Below are 15,612 nucleotides of genomic sequence, written 5' to 3'. Positions count from 1 at the left end.
ATCAGCTTTTTTTATATGGAAGGAGAGACCGATGAAAAAGATCAAATGGCTATCAGAGCAGCCTCAGCTGAAAAGCGGTGTAACGTGGGGGGTGCCTTGGAAAAAAGGAGAATTGAATAAGGGAGACTGTCTGGCGCTTATCAATGCAAAGGGTGAAAGCCGCTATGTGCAAAGCGAGCCGTCGGCCTATTGGCCGGACGGGAGCATCAAATGGACAAAGCACGCGGCTGTGTTCAGTCAACAAACCGATACAAGCTTGACCCTGCAAAAAGAAGAAACCCAGCCGCCAGCGAAAAAGCTCATGATCCACGAGTCAAAGGATGCAATCCAAATAGATACCGGAGCGCTTGTCTGCACTGTGAATAAAACGGGCCCCGATATCATTCAATCGCTGTTGATGAACGGAAAGCCGATCGCCGCAGGCGGGCGGCTGATCGCAATAAAGGAAACGAGAAAGGAAATGGCGGCAGAAAAGGTTTTCTCTCATGAAACATCGGTCAGTCTTATCAAACGTGCGGTCATTGAACAGAGAGGTCCTATAAAAGCAGTCATCAAGATGGAGGGGGTTCATGTACTCCACAAGACAAATGAAGAATGGCTGCCCTTTAACATCAGATTCACATTTTATGCCGGGCTTTCAGAGATGAATATCATGCATACTCAGCTGATCGACAGGAATTTCAAGCGAGAGTTCATCAAAGGGCTTGGCATGCAGTTTGACCTCTTTTTACAGGGAGAGCCGTACAACCGCCATTTCCGTTTTGCGGGGGACAAAGGCGTTTATAAAGAACCCGCCCAGCTGTTTGGCACCCGCAAATGGAATGAACGGTATCCTCATTATCAGAGGCATATCAACGGCGAATCGATTTCTCCAAGTGAAGAGCACAAGGAATGGTTTGCACACGGCGTGCAGAACGCAGTTTGGAATGATATGAAACTCGTACAGGACTCCAGCGATCATTACCGTCTGGCAAAACGGACCGGCAAGGAATATTCGTGGGTTGACATGCTGCATGGTACGCGGGCGAAGGGGCTTTGCTATGCGGGCGGCGAAAATGGAGGGGTAGCACTCGGCCTGCGGTATTTTTTTGAAAAATATCCGTCGTCAATTGAGATAACAGGTCTTGCCGGTGATCAACCGAACATGACCGTCTGGCTCTGGCCGCCAGACGCGGAAGCAATGGATTTCAGGCATTATACAGGGAACACCCATGTCGTCAGCGCGTACGAAGGGTTTGATGAGATGCGTTCTGATCCGACAGGCATTGCCAACACAAACGAGATCAGCTTGTCATGCTTCTCTCAGATGCCATCAGATGGCGTGCTGAATGCGTTAGCGGACAAATGGCAGGCGCCGCCATTGCTTATTTGTGAGCCGGACGTTTATTACGAGTCAAAAGCGCTTGGCGTTTGGAGTGTGATCGATACGGCCGATCCGGTCAAAAAAGAGCTGGAAGAACAGCTGGACGCTGCCTTCTTATTTTATCAAAAAGAAGTGGAGCAACGCAGATGGTACGGGTTCTGGAACTATGGGGACGTCATGCATACGTATGACCCGATTCGGCATATGTGGCGGTATGATCTCGGCGGATACGCGTGGCAAAATAATGAACTCGTTCCGACCTTGTGGCTGTGGCAGGCGTTTTTCCGCTCCGGCAGAGAAGATCTGTTCCGAATGGCAGAAGCAATGACGCGCCATACAAGTGAAACCGACTGTTTTCATCTCGGAGAATATGCGGGGCTTGGCTCCCGGCATAACGTGGTGCACTGGGGATGCGGCTGCAAGGAAGCGAGAATCAGCATGGCCGGCCTTTATAAATTCTACTATTATCTGACGGGGGATGAGCGCACGGGAGATCTTTTGACAGAAGTGAAGGACGCCGATGCCGCCCTAGTGAACACCGATCCGATGCGTGCTTTCTACGAGAAAGGAGAGCATCCGACTCATGTCAGAACGGGGCCGGATTGGGCGGCTTTTTGCTCGAACTGGCTGGCGGAATGGGAGCGGACTGAGAATCCTGAATATCGCAAAAAAATTCAAACAGGCATCAGCTGTCTGAAACGCCTGCCGCTTCGCTTATTATCAGGTCCGACGTTTGAATATGATCCGGCGACGTCTATGCTTCATCACATGGGAGACGGCATCGCAGGCGGTTATCATATGATCATTGCGTTTGGCGCGCCGCAAGTGTGGATGGAGCTGGCTGAGCTTCTCGATGACCGCGAATGGGAGGAGATGCTGAGTGAATTTGGCGAGTTTTACACATTCAGTGATGAAGAAAAACGCAAAAAAAGCGGGGGTGTGCTCCATGACGGGCACTTTCACTGGCCCATGTTTGCGGCTGGTATGACAGCCTATGCTGCGAGAAAAAAACAAGACCATAACCTCGCCGAAAAAGCGTGGAATCTTTTACTCGACCATAAACTGAGCCATACGCCGCTTCCGATCAAACCCGCGCAAATCGAGACATGGACTCAGCTTGAAGAGCTTCCGTGGGTAACGACAAACACTATATCTCAATGGTGTTTAAATGTGATTGCGGCTCTTGAATTAATTGGTGAATACCTCCCTGCAAAAAAAGATATATCCTGCAAAAAAGGATAACAGCCTTCATTCTATAGGAAAAATGATGCAAAAAATGAAGATTGCAGGAATTTATGTAAGCGCTTTATATTAGGGGTGGCAAAGGTGAAATGAAAAGGAGAAAAAGGGGGACTGACGCATCATGAAAAAAAGAATACGAAAAAAATGGCTCGCTCTACCGCTCGCTGCCATGATGGTAGCCGGGTGCAGCAATTCAGAAACATCCAATTCAGCGAGCGATTCAAAAAACACGATCAACATCATGGCGCCGCTGCTGTCACCGGAAAGCCCGAGTGATAAAAGCCCATCATTAAAAGCGTTAGAGAAATACACAGGCAAAAATATTAAGGTCACATGGGTGCCTGATTCATCCTACAACGATAAATTTAACATCGTCATGGCCTCTGGAGAAATGCCTCATGCCATTGTGATTAAAGATAAGTCAGCCGGCTTTATCAAGTCTGTCAAAGCGGGCGCTTTTTGGGAGCTGTCTCCTTATTTAAAAGACTACAAGAATTTAAGCCAGGCTGATGAAAAGATACTCAAGAACAGCTCAATAAATGGCGAGGTGTACGGGGTCTACAGATCGAGAGACTTGATCAGAGCCTGTATGATCATCAGAACCGATTGGCTCAAAAACGTCGGGCTCGATATGCCGGAAACGCTAGATGATTTTTATGAAGTGCTGAAAGCCTTTAAGGAAAAAGATCCTGACGGAAACGGCAAGGACGATACGTACGGCATGGTCGTGCCGAAATGGATGGGGCTTGGCAACGGAAGCCCGTGGGATGTTCTGCAAATTTGGTTCGGCGCCCCGAATCGCTACGGCGTTGAAAACGGGAAGCTCGTGCCTGATTTTACAACGAAGGAATATATGGAGGCGCTCACCTTCTTTAAGAAGCTGTATGATGAAGGGTTGATCAACAAGGATTTTGCTGTTATGGATTCGGCGAAGTGGAATGACCCGGTTGTAAAAGGAAAAGCGGGTGTCATCGTTGATACAGGCTCCAGAGCGTCGCAAATTCAAAGTGCCATGGAAGAAGCGGATGAGTCGAACAAAGATATCATTGATATCGTCGGCACAGTAGAAGGACCAAAAGGTAAGCGCACCTTCCCGACATCAGGATATTCAGGCATGATTGCGATACCAAAATCAAGCGTGAAAACGGAAAAAGAGCTGAAAGAGGTACTGTCCTTCCTTGATAAGCTGAACGATAAGGAAGCACAGATTCTGACCAACAACGGAGTGGAGGACCGAAACTATGAGCTGAAGGACGGCGTATTCACCTCTCTTGAAAAAAACAACAAATCCCTCCTGTATGAGCATGAAGGCTTGGCCCAGTTCAGCATGTCCATTCCGAAAAGCGAGTACTACATCGAAGATCAGAAAACAAAGCTCTTCCAGCATCGCAAGGACATCATCACGAAAGGAGAAAAAATAGCCGTCTTTAACCCGGCTGAGTCGCTTGTCTCTGATGTCTATACCCAAAAAGGAGCCCAACTTGATAACATCATTCTTGATGCGAGAACGCAATTTATTATCGGAGAAATCGATGAAAAAGGCTTTAAGGATGCGGTGAAGCTTTGGGAAAACAGCGGCGGCAATGAACTGATGAAGGACTTAAACAAATTGTATCAAACGTCAAAATAAACCGATGCGCCTGCCGTTCGGCGGGCGCGCCGGTATCACGAAAGGAGAACAGATATGGAAACGGTGCCGAAAAAGGGAAACGCACCTGTTCTCACTGCTGAGAAAGGCATCAGCTGGATGGCTGCGCTCAAAAGAGACAAATGGCTTTATTTTCTTCTTATTCCCGGTCTGCTTTATTTTTTGGTTTTCAAATACCTGCCGATGTGGGGCGTTCTCATTGCATTTAAGGATTATTCGCCATATCTGGGCTTCTGGAAAAGCGAATGGGTCGGTCTTGATTATTTTAAAGACTTTTTTATGAATCCGGATTTTTTTCGGCTGCTGCGCAACACGCTCATGCTGGCAAGCCTTGATCTGCTCTTTGCCTTTCCCGCGCCGCTCATTTTGGCTTTGCTGTTGAATGAGCTGAGGAAGGCTGTGTATAAAAGGTGCATTCAGACCCTTATTTACGTGCCCCATTTTGTATCATGGACAATCGTGGTCAGCATCACCTTTGTTTTCTTTACAGTCGATACAGGCGTCATCAACAAAATGGTCATGAGCCTGACGGGGAATCAGGTCTCTTTCTTATCAGACGCTGACTGGTTCCGGCCGATGATTGTCATGCAAAGCATATGGAAGGAGACAGGCTGGGGCACGATTTTATTTCTCGCCGCGTTGGCAACGGTGGATCAGGAGCAATATGAGGCGGCGATCATGGATGGGGCCGGCCGGTTCAGGCGGATGTGGCATATTACGCTTCCGGCAATCAGGAGCACCATCATTGTACTTTTAATTTTACGGATCGGAAGCTTTTTAAATATCGGTTTTGAACAGGTGTATTTGATGACAAACTCGCTCAACCGCAGCGTGGCCGACATCTTCGACACATATGTTTACATGATGGGGATTACCCAAGGCGCATACAGCTACAGCACGGCTGTCGGTTTGTTTAAATCGGTTGTCGGGATTATCTTAATTTTCGGTGCCAATTACATCGCGAAAAAGTTCGATCAGGAAGGATTGTTTTAGAGGAGGGAGAGTATGGCTGACATTCACACGATGCACAACACAAAAGCTGGACGGGTATTTGACGTCTGCAACATTCTGTTTCTCGGCGGCGTCGGCGCGATTACCATTTTGCCGTTTTTGTATATTATCGCAGGTTCCTTTGCGACAGAAGCTGAGCTGGCTCAGCGCAGCTTCTTTATTTTCCCGGAAACCTTTACCCTTGACGCTTATCGGTACGTGTTTTCGACACCGACGTTTATCAGAAGCATGGGCGTATCCATCTTCATCACTGTAGTCGGGACAGCCGTGCAATTGTTTTTCACTTTTACGATGGCGTATCCGCTGGCGAAGCGGCATGTGAAAGGACGGAATCTGCTGTTAAACCTGGTGATTTTCTCGATGCTGTTTTCCGGGGGCATGATTCCGACGTATCTTGTCGTCAAATCACTTGGATTGCTAGATTCCTATTGGGCGCTGATTCTGCCGATGGCGATCAATCCGTTTAACCTCATTATTATCAAAAACTTCTTTCAGCAGCTGCCGCGGGAGCTTGAGGAATCAGCAAAAATTGATGGCTGTTCAGAAATCGGCGTCTTTTGGCGGATCGCCTTGCCCCTGTCAAAGCCGGTCATTGCCACTTTTGCGCTGTTTTATGCGGTCGGGATTTGGAATGATTTCTTCCATGCTCTCTTATATATCAATGACAGTGCAAAATGGCCGCTGCAAATGGTGCTTCGCCAGGTCACGATTTTATCGGACTTAACGGCGACCAATGGCGATACGATGCAAAATACAATTCCGCCGGAGCAGGGAATTAAGCTTGCTGTCATTGTCATCGCGACCATACCGATTTTGGCGGTTTATCCATTTTTACAAAAACATTTTGCCAAAGGCATGCTGATCGGTTCTGTGAAAGGCTGAGAAAGGGAGTGTTTCATATCAGTACGTTAGATCAGATCAAAATCGCGTATATCGGCGGAGGCTCCCAAGGCTGGGCCCGAAGCTTGATGAGCGATTTGTCCCTTGATGAACGAATGTCAGGCACGGTGGCACTCTATGATCTGAATTTTGAAGCGGCAAAGAAAAATGAAATCATCGGCAATCACAGCGGAGACGGCAGATGGAGGTATGAGGCGGTTTCTACTTTGAAAAAGGCATTATCGGGTGCGGATATCGTGATTATTTCGATTTTGCCGGGTACCTTGGATGACATGGAAACGGACGTTCATCTGCCTGAGCGATACGGCATCTATCAATCGGTTGGTGATACTGTCGGACCTGGGGGAATCATAAGAGGTTTGCGGGCCGTTCCAATGTTTGCAGAAATTGCCCGGGCAATAAGAGACTACGCCCCCGAATCATGGGTCATTAATTATACAAACCCAATGTCAGTGTGCACGAGAACGCTGTATAAAGTGTTTCCCGGCATAAAAGCGTTCGGCTGCTGCCACGAAGTATTCGGCACGCAAAAACTGCTGGCAGAGATGGTCACAAATAGGCTTGGACTAGAGGTGAAGCGGCGTGAAGATATTCATGTTCATGTGCTGGGCATTAACCATTTTACATGGGTGACAGCAGCTTCTTACCGGCATATTGATCTGCTGCCTGTTTTCCATGATTTCTGTGCGCATTATGCCGAATCCGGCTATGAGCTGGAGGGGGAAAGCTGGAAGGACAGTGTATTTCGCTCTGCACACCGTATTGCATTTGATTTATTTGAAACGTACGGTGCCATCCCCGCTGCGGGTGACAGGCATCTGGCTGAGTTTCTCCCCGGTTGCTATCTCAAACAGCCTGAGACATGGAAGTTTCACCTCACACCCATATCCTTCAGAAAACAGGACAGAGACCGGAAACAAAAAGAAACGGATTACATGGCACAGCAAAAACGGGGTGTTGAGAGGAAAGCATCAGGAGAAGAGGGCGTGAACATCATGGCGGCACTCCTTGGGCTGGGCGAACTTGTAACAAATGTGAATCTGCCGAATCAAGGCCAGGTCGCTCATCTGCCATTAGATGCGATTGTGGAAACAAACGCATTCATTACCCGCAACCGTGTCCAGCCAATTGTTTCCGGAGCGCTGCCGAAGGGTGTGGAACTGCTGGCGGCACGACACGTATCCAATCAGGAGGCAGTGGCGGAAGCGGGGTTAACAAAGGACCGCGGCCTCGCTTTTCAAGCGTTTCTCAATGACCCGCTTGTCACACTCGACCGCCATGATGCGGAGCAGCTTTTTGGCGACATGCTGTCAAAGCACCAGCCGATTTTATAATAGCGGACAGTGGGCGTTTAGAAATAGTGCAGTTGACCATAATGATAGTAGCTCTCAAGAAGTAGGTGCTATCAACATGGGAGATTATCTTAGTGTAGCGGCAGAATTAGTTTGCGGTTTGGGTATTTTATTTGTCATTTTGAAGTTTCTCGGAAAAACCCAATTCTCTCAAATCACTCCGTTTGACTTTATTTCTGCTTTGATTTTAGGGGAACTGGTCGGAAATGCAGTGTATGATCACGAAATTAAGATCAAAGAGATCATTTTTTCTTCGCTGCTGTGGGGATTGCTGATTTATCTGATTGAATTCATTACCCAAAAAATAAAGGGCTCCAGAAAGTTCCTGGAAGGCGAACCGAGTATCGTTATTCATAGAGGAAAGCTGAAATATGAGATGCTGAAGAAAAACAAGCTCGACATTAATCAGCTGCAGAGCCTTTTAAGGCAGGCAGGCTGCTTTTCCATACAGGAAGTGGAATATGCCATATTAGAAACAAACGGGATGGTCAGCGTTCTTCAGAAATCCGATTTTGGCAATCCGACGAGAAAAGATATGAATCTTCCGCCGCAAGATGTGTCTTTGCCCACCACGTTAATTCTTGATGGAGAGATTGTGTATGACAACCTGCGAGAAGCGGGGGTAGACGAACAATGGCTGCGGCAAAAGCTGAAAAAGCAGGGGATTGAAAAGACTGAGGATGTATTATTTGCTGAATGGCATCCTAATAAACCGCTGTACGCCGTCACATTTGAAGAAAGCAGATTTTCATGAAAAAAGAGCTTGCGGCGCAGCCCAAGCTCTTTTTCCGTTATTGATGAGTCCCTTGTTTGACAGCTCTCACGTGGTACATGCTCACTTCAGTGCTAATCATATAGTCAGGCTTTGGCTTGCCTTTGTTCGCTTTATGCCCGGCGATATGCGCATCGCTTTTTTCCCACTGCTTCCAGTGATCCTCGGATTGCCAGCGGATCATAACAACGACTTCCTCATCGCCGCGGCGGACGTTTTTCTCAAGCACGGTCACATCAATTAAGCCTTCCTGTTTTTCAATGATTCCTTCAGCGCTGAAACGTTCAATCACCTGATCAGCATGGCCCTCTTTTACCGTCATTTTTCTCAACTGAACAAACATTTATCTCTCCCCAATCACACTCATATATCCGTTATTGTAAATGAAATTCATTCTCAATGTCAAAAAAAGAGCACGGCGGAGCATTTTCTCCGCCGCGGTACTTATGCTTTCAATAAAAACTCATTGCCGTCCTCGTCCTGAAATTGAACAAAGGTGCCCCACTCCATTTGGTTCGGCTCACTGAGAAATTCTACACCGTTTGCCTTCATTCTATCATATGTATCAAAGATGTCTTCACACTCAAAGACAATAGAAGCCTTCATGTGTTCGGCGCCTTTCATCATCGCTTTCGGATAAATGACTAAACGACTCTGTGCCCCGGTAGGCGCGACCTCCAGCCAGCTTGCGTTTGGACCTATCGGATGGTCCGCCACAATATCAAAACCCACCTTCTCCGACCAAAATTGCTTCGCTTTCTGCTGATCCTCGACATATACAGCCACAGTGCCAATTTGTTTGATCATAGGGAAACCTCCAATTCAATAGATATGTATATCATAACCTGTTTAAAGATAAAGGAACACAGGAAAATCAGCCGGAAGAACCGGCTGATTGACCATTAATATGAACAGCTTACGACATCTATATGTTTTGTGTCCAAGGCGTAATAAAACCAGCGATGGTGTGAGGCATCCCAATAAAAGCCGCCGACGGATTCTCTTCCAAGAATGATTGGGAAGAACCAAAATGAGCTGCCGTTGGTTAACCAAACATAGGTAAATCGGAAGAGACAAGGCTGAATGAGAACGGGTTCAACTAAATAAGCTGCCCCATGCAAGCCCTGAGGCTTTTTCGGTTTTGCCGGCTTTTGATGAGGCGGAGGCCCTTGCGGCGCTCCTCCACCAACACCCGGCACGGCGCCTCCGCCAATACCAGGAACAGCACCTCCACCAAATCCAGGTACGGCGCCTCCACCGATACCAGGAACAGCACCTCCACCAAATCCAGGTACGGCGCCTCCACCGATACCAGGAACAGCACCTCCGCCAATTCCAGGTACGGCGCCTCCGCCGATACCAGGAACAGCACCTCCGCCAATACCAGGCCCTGGATATCCAACTGGGTAGCGGTAATCATATTCTACTGGGGACCATGGATCATAGATGGGCCCATCATACATATATGGATCATAATACATATCGTAACGTCCTTTCTCAAGTAAACTGTACATTTGACAGGATATGAGAGTGGGCTTATATTGGTGAATCTGCCTATGGATAGAATTGGCATGCGCTCAGTGTGCAGAATCAATCTATTTTTCCCTAGTCCCATTCACAATTTCGATTTATAATTTTATAATATAAGAGCTTCTATTACGAAAAAGGAGACAGACCGTGAATATCGATCAAAAACTATATCAATATATCATAGACCATACGGCTGACATTACTGAGAAATGGTTCAGTTTACGGAGGCAGCTGCAGGGCGAATTATATTCCGCCGAGCATTTAAGTGAAGATACGAAAAAGCTTTTGACGGAGCAACATACGTTTACTAATATAACAATCGCAAGTGCATTCCTGGAGGAACAAACCGAATTTCAAGACAATATGGCAAAATGGGCGATGAATGTTGCGAAAAAAAGAGTAGAGCAAGATGTTCAGGTGCATGAGGTCGTTGAAGCCATTTCAAATTCAAGAATCGCATTCTGGGATGCTGTCGTTACGTTTATAAAAGAGCATCGGGATATCGTCACAAATGAGGATGCTGACCGCTGGAACCGTATTGTGAATCAGTCTTTCGATAAGCTGATTATTGAGTTTTCTGAGCAGTATCAAAAATTTATGCTGATGAGGCTCACTTCTCAGCAGGAATTAATCAGTGAATTAGGCTGTCCGGTGATTTCCATTGCGGATGGAATCGGCATATTGCCGCTGATTGGCTCTGTCGACACAAAACGTGCGCAGGTGATTTTAGAAACAGTGCCGGTCCGATGCATTGAGAGAAAAATTACAAGCCTTGTAGTCGATCTTTCCGGCGTCCCAATTGTGGATACAATGGTTGCGCAGCAATTGTACAACCTGTCGAAAACACTTTTCTTACTTGGCGTCAAAGCCGTTTTTTCAGGTATTCGGCCGGATGTCGCCCAAACATCGATTCAATTAGGGCTTGATTTCAGTGAATATGAAACATACGGCTCGTTGAAGCAGGCGCTTGAAAACATGGGTGTCCGTTGTATTGTTGAGGAATTGGAAGAACTAAGATGAAATCTGATGAGGCATATGACCGTCCCTTGATTGGGTGATCATATGCCTTTTTGATTTGAATGGAAATCACTATTGATTTATTGGAAAAAACATAATATTATAATTCTTATAAGAATACTATGGATTAAAACTGAACAGGGGGGAAGGTCATTGCTTTCAAAAACAACCGTTGATCCGAAAGTGATTGAAAAAATCATCAGCTCGTTGGAAACACTGGATTTCGGCACCGTTCAAATCACCGTACATGATTCCCAGGTCACCCAGATTGAGAAGGTGGAAAAGCACCGTTTCTCACTGAAAAGCAAAGAATCGAAGTAAAAGAGGTGTTTTAAAGGTTTTTGTTCGACATTAAATTCTCCTTAAAACATATACATATTTCATCCATTTTTTATATAATAGACCTTTAAGATCATTTCTTAGGAGGATTTTTGACATGCAAGCTACAGTTCATGAGAGTAAGCATTCGATCATGCAGCGCATTTTGACAGTGTTTATCTTTACACTGCTAATCGCAACGGTCGGGCTGTACATCGGCCAGTTTATTCCTGTCGCTTTAATGCTGCCGCTTTCGATCCTTGAAGTGGCGATGATCATTATCGCCTTCTGGATGCGCAGAAGAAAAGCGGTCGGGTATGCGTTTGTTTATACATTCGCCTTTGTTTCCGGCATTACCCTATTTCCAATTGTCAGCCACTACGCTTCAATTGCCGGCGCCTATGTGGTGCTTGAAGCGTTCGGATCTACATTTTTAATTTTTGCTGTGCTCGGTACAATCGGCGCAAAGATGAAGAAGGATTTATCGTTCCTGTCATCGTTTCTGCTCGTAGCGCTCATCGCACTAATTGCGGTTGGCATTTTCAGCATCTTCAGCCCGCTGAATTCCGCGGCGATGATGGCGTATTCCGTTATTGGAACCATCGTCTTTTCCCTTTACATCTTGTATGATTTGAACCAAATCAAACACCGCGATATTACGGAGGACTTAATTCCGGTTATGGCATTATCGCTGTACCTTGACTTTATCAACTTGTTCATCAACCTGCTTCGCTTCTTTGGCATTTTAAGCAGTGATGATTAATCAGAAAGCGCCTGTCATTGAGATAGGCGCTTTTTGTAACGGTTGGCGTTTTTTTATGTACCAGTGGCCCTGACAAAGGTGTCCGGCATTTTTACATCCGTTCTGATCGGCATTGTGTTTGTGTTCAACGGCATATTTGTCACCGTTCCTTAAGAAAAAGTGCTGTAGACTGTCCAGATCGGACGGGTTTTTTAGTCTTTAAACACGCTTAGCTTTTCAAACATATCACTCAGCATATTTACGAACATGTCTTTTTCCTCATTGCTGTAGTTTTCCATTACTGAAGAAATCCTGCTGAAATGGCCGGGCAGAAATTGCTCCAGCCGTTCTTTGCCTTCCGTTGTGAGCTCAATGCTAATTTTTCGTTTATCCTCGTTGTGATGCCTGCGGCGGACAAATCCGTCCCTCGTCAGTCCGTCAAGCAGGCCGGTAATCGTTGCCTTCGTGACGTTTGATTGCTTGGCGAGCTCCGTCGGGCTTAACGTGTGGCCCTTTGCGTCGAACAAAAGCATCAGGATTTTAAATTTTCCTTCAGACAATCCGCGTCTGGCGAAATAATGCTCCATCACATGATTCATTTTTTTCGAGATATCAAACAAAGATAAAAACAATTCAAGAGAGCCGGCGTCCACATTGGAATACGTCTCGGCATGTTCTGTTATATGCTTGTATTTCGGTAAATGTTTTAATTCCATCACAATAAGCTCCCGTACGTTTGTCGTGACACGATTATAATGGAGGGAAAATCAGAACGCAACCTGCGTTAGAGGTGTTTGACAGCTGTTTGCCGGACATAGTAAGGTAATGTAGTTAGGTGCCTAACTACATACAGCGAACTGAAAAGGTGGTTATCAACATGAAACATATACTGATAGCGGGAGGCGGAATTGGCGGGCTGTCGGCAGCCATTTCTCTCAGGAAAGCAGGGTTTTCCGTCACCTTATGTGAAGCGGCTGCAGAAAACCGCAAGACCGGCGCGGGGATTCTCCAGCCGCAAAACGCACTGGCGGTGTTAAAGGAGCTGGGCGTATGTGAAGAGTGCTGCGAGCATGGATTTCAAACAGCGTGGTTTAAAACATTCGATAAGCAGGGGAATCTATTATTCAAAGTCAGTGAGTCTTTCTTAGATGATAAGCTTCCGGGCCGCAATAATATCCTGCGAAAAACGTTAAATGACATTCTCATCAAGCATGCCGAAGCTTCGGGCGCAAGGATTTTGTGGGGGAAAAAGATTGTGGCTTATGAAGAAACGCCTGAAGCGGTTACTGCCGTATGTGATGATGGAGAAAGGATGCAGGCTGACATTCTGGCGGGCTTTGACGGCATTCATTCCATTGTGCGGGATGCCATGCTGCAAAAAGAAATAGAAAAAGAGTTTCTCGGCATGGGGGCGTGGCGCTTTTATATCGAGCTTCCCGATGACACATTTGAGGACGCGACATTGATGTACAGAAGCGGCGAGACACAAATCGGCGTTGTGCCGTTGGCGGAACACGCCGGCTATGTCTTCGTCCTCCAGCCTTGCACGAGCGATTATTGGGATGAGGAAGAGACCCGGTTTGATAGAGTCAAAGAGATTCTCTCAGGCTTCCCGGGGCTTGATTTTGTCACAAAGCATATGTCAAAAGAACACCCCATCATTTTTAATAAACTAGAACAAATCGCAGTGCAGGAGCCATGGTACAAAGGCCGCGTCGTCATCGGAGGAGACGCCGCCCATGCCGGAGCGCCGACCTTGGCACAAGGAGCGGCCATGGCCATTGAAGATGCGATTGTGCTTTCCGAAGAGCTCAAAAAGCATGACGACCTCGAACCCGCGTTTCAGGCATACTATGAAAGAAGAGCACCAAGAGCACTCAAAGTGCAGGACTTATCTTCAGAAATCGTCCGCCGCGGGCTGAAAAGAGAGCCGGGAGCGGAAGAGCTGATTGGAGAGTGCTATGCGGTGTTGAGGGGAGGATATTAGAAATGTCATACGTTTGCCACTTATAGATGAACACAGTATTTTTTAAACATTTTAAGTGCTGTGAACTGAACTTTAGGAAGGGGAAATTTGTATGCCATGTAATACTTATTATTCAGATTATGTGTTGAAAATTTGTACAGATGCTGATTCTTATTCAGAGAGGGCCACATCGATTGATTGTGTAGCAACATACGGTGGAGGTTCAATTGCAACATTTGATTACTCAATGAGAGTAGAAGTGTGGAATGGTCATGATTGGGTTGTAAATGAAGTGAAAAAGGGTTCCTTTAGCCACTCAACACCAGCAAAGGTGTTTAAGTTGAAAAATCAGAAGTCATTAAAAAAGGGGAAAAATAGTGCCCGAGTAAGACTTATAGCTACTAATAGAGCCTCTGGCGCAAAATTTAACATTAAAACCCCAGCTTTTATAGTCAAACGATAAATTATAACGCTGCCTGCATTTATACTGCTGGCAGCGTTACTCTAAAATATTCAGTATTTCTTATTTTAAATATTATTAACTACCTTTTTTAAAATTACATAAATCTAATAGACTATGTTTTCTTTAAATAATTTGAAAGATTTATATTATTGCTGTTCTGTGTTCCTCTGTTGTATCCGCTCAATCACCTCATGCAGCCCCTCAGGCTTATAAAACTCCACCGGCGAGCTGCCCTTCTCAAACGAAATCGTCTCCGCTTCAATCAGCGCGACATAGCGCCCGTTCACTTTTGCGAGATGAATCGATTCGCCAAAATCAGCTAGCAATCCTTTAATCTCGGTTTCTCCGACTTTCATTTTCAGCTCGGCCTCCGGCGTGTGCTCAATGATCTGGGCGGAGGCTTCGATCACTTGATGTGTGTCGAGGCGTTCTTGGATTTCCCGCTTTTCGCTCGCTTCCCAGATTTCGATGTCTTGTTCAAACTGCTTGAGCTCTTCGCTGTTGTCCTCAAATGTCTCATAGACGTGCTCCTGCACCATGTTCATGACCTGGGTTTTCATGATTTCCGGCATTGATTCACCGTACTCAACGAATTTCAGGAAATCCTCGAAATAGCGGGCGTGCGAGGCCTGGTGGATTTTCAGCTCGCCTTCCTCGATCATTCCTTCCTCCGGCATGAACGGGTATTGGATGCTCTTCATGTTTTTTGTCGTGATGGCCATTTCGACTTTTTTAATGAGGGAAGACGCGTCTGAGATGCGGGCGACCTTCGGCTCAAAATCACATTTCATAATGAAGACAAATGACTCGTCGAAGTATTTTCTCGGCACAGCCGAAGCGACTAAGAACACACCGCCGCGGACCGCGCTCGTGTCGAGGTACGTGCGGACGAACTGTTCGCTCAGCTCGTTAAAGTCCTCTTTGGTTTCCGCCAGGCGGGCGCGGTTGAACAAGTTGTAGTTCGGGTTGGAATCCAGCTCGTGGCCGGGCTCGACGATAAAATGGCCGATTTTCGTCGGCACCTGCTCGGATGGCGGATGGCGGTCGGCTTTCCGTTTGACGATTTTTTTCAGCTCTCCGTCAAGAAAGTCCTTCAGCTCGCTTTCTTCAAACTCCTCTGTATCAAGGGTCTGGAAGTGCTTGAATTGCTTGTTTGCCTGCTCATCCTTGCCTTCCACCTGTATGACATAAAAGGATAAAAATCGAATTTCAAAATCCATATGTGAACTCACCTTATTTGCGTATTGTACAGCTTCTCAAGTATAGAAAAAACAACGATCAGACGTCA

16 protein-coding genes are annotated in these 15,612 nt (G+C 46.4%); 11 read left to right on the top strand and 5 right to left on the bottom strand.

All coding sequences use genetic code 11. The features are described from left to right. Positions 1–31 precede the first annotated feature (31 nt). The 6 genes from V6D42_RS15685 to V6D42_RS15660 all read left to right on the top strand — a co-directional run bounded on the left by V6D42_RS15685 (position 32) and on the right by V6D42_RS15660 (position 8,270). Positions 32–2,605 carry an exo-rhamnogalacturonan lyase family protein gene (locus V6D42_RS15685; RefSeq protein WP_333513842.1) on the top strand — a complete coding sequence of 858 codons (2,574 nt, stop codon included), beginning with the start codon at positions 32–34 and terminating at the stop codon, positions 2,603–2,605. A 121-nt stretch (positions 2,606–2,726) separates the two neighbouring features. Continuing rightward, entirely contained in the window at positions 2,727–4,235 is a 1,509-nt protein-coding gene (locus V6D42_RS15680; RefSeq protein ID WP_333513841.1) for an extracellular solute-binding protein, read from the top strand. Positions 4,236–4,289: 54 nt separating this feature from the next. After that, positions 4,290–5,246: an ABC transporter permease gene (locus V6D42_RS15675; protein WP_326201180.1), complete on the top strand. Its 957-nt coding sequence runs from the start codon at positions 4,290–4,292 to the stop codon at positions 5,244–5,246. Between the two features lie 12 nt (positions 5,247–5,258). After that, positions 5,259–6,146, top strand: coding sequence for a carbohydrate ABC transporter permease (locus tag V6D42_RS15670; RefSeq protein WP_010333314.1), 888 nt, complete (start codon positions 5,259–5,261; stop codon positions 6,144–6,146). An 8-nt stretch (positions 6,147–6,154) separates the two neighbouring features. Continuing rightward, positions 6,155–7,498 (top strand): alpha-galacturonidase LplD, encoded by a 1,344-nt coding sequence (gene lplD / locus V6D42_RS15665; RefSeq protein ID WP_333513840.1) that lies wholly within the window; start codon positions 6,155–6,157, stop codon positions 7,496–7,498. Positions 7,499–7,574: 76 nt separating this feature from the next. After that, entirely contained in the window at positions 7,575–8,270 is a 696-nt protein-coding gene (locus V6D42_RS15660; protein WP_333513839.1) for a DUF421 domain-containing protein, read from the top strand. Positions 8,271–8,307: 37 nt separating this feature from the next. Here V6D42_RS15660 and hmoA read toward each other — a convergent pair whose 3' ends face one another. The 3 genes from hmoA to V6D42_RS15645 all read right to left on the bottom strand — a co-directional run bounded on the left by hmoA (position 8,308) and on the right by V6D42_RS15645 (position 9,769). After that, positions 8,308–8,631: a heme-degrading oxygenase HmoA gene (gene hmoA, locus V6D42_RS15655; RefSeq protein ID WP_268446572.1), complete on the bottom strand. Its 324-nt coding sequence runs from the start codon at positions 8,629–8,631 to the stop codon at positions 8,308–8,310. A gap of 101 nt (positions 8,632–8,732) precedes the next feature. After that, entirely contained in the window at positions 8,733–9,095 is a 363-nt protein-coding gene (locus tag V6D42_RS15650; protein ID WP_333513838.1) for a VOC family protein, read from the bottom strand. Positions 9,096–9,190: 95 nt separating this feature from the next. Further along, complete coding sequence (locus V6D42_RS15645) at positions 9,191–9,769, bottom strand: hypothetical protein (RefSeq protein WP_333513837.1); 579 nt, start codon at positions 9,767–9,769, stop codon at positions 9,191–9,193. Positions 9,770–9,965: 196 nt separating this feature from the next. Between V6D42_RS15645 and V6D42_RS15640 the strand changes: the two genes are divergently transcribed. From V6D42_RS15640 to V6D42_RS15630, 3 genes are all read left to right on the top strand, one after another. Further along, on the top strand, positions 9,966–10,838 hold the full coding sequence (locus V6D42_RS15640; protein ID WP_333513836.1) for an STAS domain-containing protein: 873 nt from the start codon (positions 9,966–9,968) through the stop codon (positions 10,836–10,838). 150 nt (positions 10,839–10,988) lie between these two features. Then, positions 10,989–11,156, top strand: coding sequence for a YezD family protein (locus V6D42_RS15635; protein ID WP_010333321.1), 168 nt, complete (start codon positions 10,989–10,991; stop codon positions 11,154–11,156). A 115-nt stretch (positions 11,157–11,271) separates the two neighbouring features. Further along, complete coding sequence (locus V6D42_RS15630; protein WP_010333322.1) at positions 11,272–11,916, top strand: Bax inhibitor-1/YccA family protein; 645 nt, start codon at positions 11,272–11,274, stop codon at positions 11,914–11,916. Between the two features lie 191 nt (positions 11,917–12,107). Here the strand turns inward: V6D42_RS15630 and V6D42_RS15625 are convergent, their stop codons facing one another. Then, positions 12,108–12,611: a MarR family winged helix-turn-helix transcriptional regulator gene (locus V6D42_RS15625; protein ID WP_333513835.1), complete on the bottom strand. Its 504-nt coding sequence runs from the start codon at positions 12,609–12,611 to the stop codon at positions 12,108–12,110. Positions 12,612–12,772: 161 nt separating this feature from the next. Between V6D42_RS15625 and V6D42_RS15620 the strand changes: the two genes are divergently transcribed. Continuing rightward, positions 12,773–13,882: an FAD-dependent oxidoreductase gene (locus tag V6D42_RS15620; protein ID WP_333513834.1), complete on the top strand. Its 1,110-nt coding sequence runs from the start codon at positions 12,773–12,775 to the stop codon at positions 13,880–13,882. 91 nt (positions 13,883–13,973) lie between these two features. Further along, positions 13,974–14,324, top strand: coding sequence for a hypothetical protein (locus tag V6D42_RS15615; protein WP_103672159.1), 351 nt, complete (start codon positions 13,974–13,976; stop codon positions 14,322–14,324). Positions 14,325–14,470: 146 nt separating this feature from the next. Here V6D42_RS15615 and V6D42_RS15610 read toward each other — a convergent pair whose 3' ends face one another. Beyond that, entirely contained in the window at positions 14,471–15,544 is a 1,074-nt protein-coding gene (locus tag V6D42_RS15610) for a DUF3900 domain-containing protein (RefSeq protein ID WP_333513833.1), read from the bottom strand. Between the last annotated feature and the right edge of the window lie 68 nt (positions 15,545–15,612).

It is taken from the genome of Bacillus sp. 0909A, assembly GCF_036765115.1.
Lineage (GTDB): Bacteria > Bacillota > Bacilli > Bacillales > Bacillaceae > Bacillus > Bacillus mojavensis.
Note: the sequence above shows the minus strand (reverse complement) of the source record. Positions and strands in the feature narration are given on the sequence as shown.

What these genes read in the sequence shown, in the direction of transcription:
- V6D42_RS15685 (WP_333513842.1), top strand. Translation starts at nt 32, where the DNA reads ATGAAAAAGATCAAATGGCTATCAGAGCAGCCTCAGCTGAAAAGCGGT.
- V6D42_RS15680 (WP_333513841.1), top strand. Translation starts at nt 2,727, where the DNA reads ATGAAAAAAAGAATACGAAAAAAATGGCTCGCTCTACCGCTCGCTGCC.
- V6D42_RS15675 (WP_326201180.1), top strand. Translation starts at nt 4,290, where the DNA reads ATGGAAACGGTGCCGAAAAAGGGAAACGCACCTGTTCTCACTGCTGAG.
- V6D42_RS15670 (WP_010333314.1), top strand. Translation starts at nt 5,259, where the DNA reads ATGGCTGACATTCACACGATGCACAACACAAAAGCTGGACGGGTATTT.
- V6D42_RS15660 (WP_333513839.1), top strand. Translation starts at nt 7,575, where the DNA reads ATGGGAGATTATCTTAGTGTAGCGGCAGAATTAGTTTGCGGTTTGGGT.
- hmoA (WP_268446572.1), bottom strand. Translation starts at nt 8,631, where the DNA reads ATGTTTGTTCAGTTGAGAAAAATGACGGTAAAAGAGGGCCATGCTGAT.
- V6D42_RS15650 (WP_333513838.1), bottom strand. Translation starts at nt 9,095, where the DNA reads ATGATCAAACAAATTGGCACTGTGGCTGTATATGTCGAGGATCAGCAG.
- V6D42_RS15645 (WP_333513837.1), bottom strand. Translation starts at nt 9,769, where the DNA reads ATGTATTATGATCCATATATGTATGATGGGCCCATCTATGATCCATGG.
- V6D42_RS15630 (WP_010333322.1), top strand. Translation starts at nt 11,272, where the DNA reads ATGCAAGCTACAGTTCATGAGAGTAAGCATTCGATCATGCAGCGCATT.
- V6D42_RS15625 (WP_333513835.1), bottom strand. Translation starts at nt 12,611, where the DNA reads ATGGAATTAAAACATTTACCGAAATACAAGCATATAACAGAACATGCC.
- V6D42_RS15620 (WP_333513834.1), top strand. Translation starts at nt 12,773, where the DNA reads ATGAAACATATACTGATAGCGGGAGGCGGAATTGGCGGGCTGTCGGCA.
- V6D42_RS15615 (WP_103672159.1), top strand. Translation starts at nt 13,974, where the DNA reads ATGCCATGTAATACTTATTATTCAGATTATGTGTTGAAAATTTGTACA.
- V6D42_RS15610 (WP_333513833.1), bottom strand. Translation starts at nt 15,544, where the DNA reads ATGGATTTTGAAATTCGATTTTTATCCTTTTATGTCATACAGGTGGAA.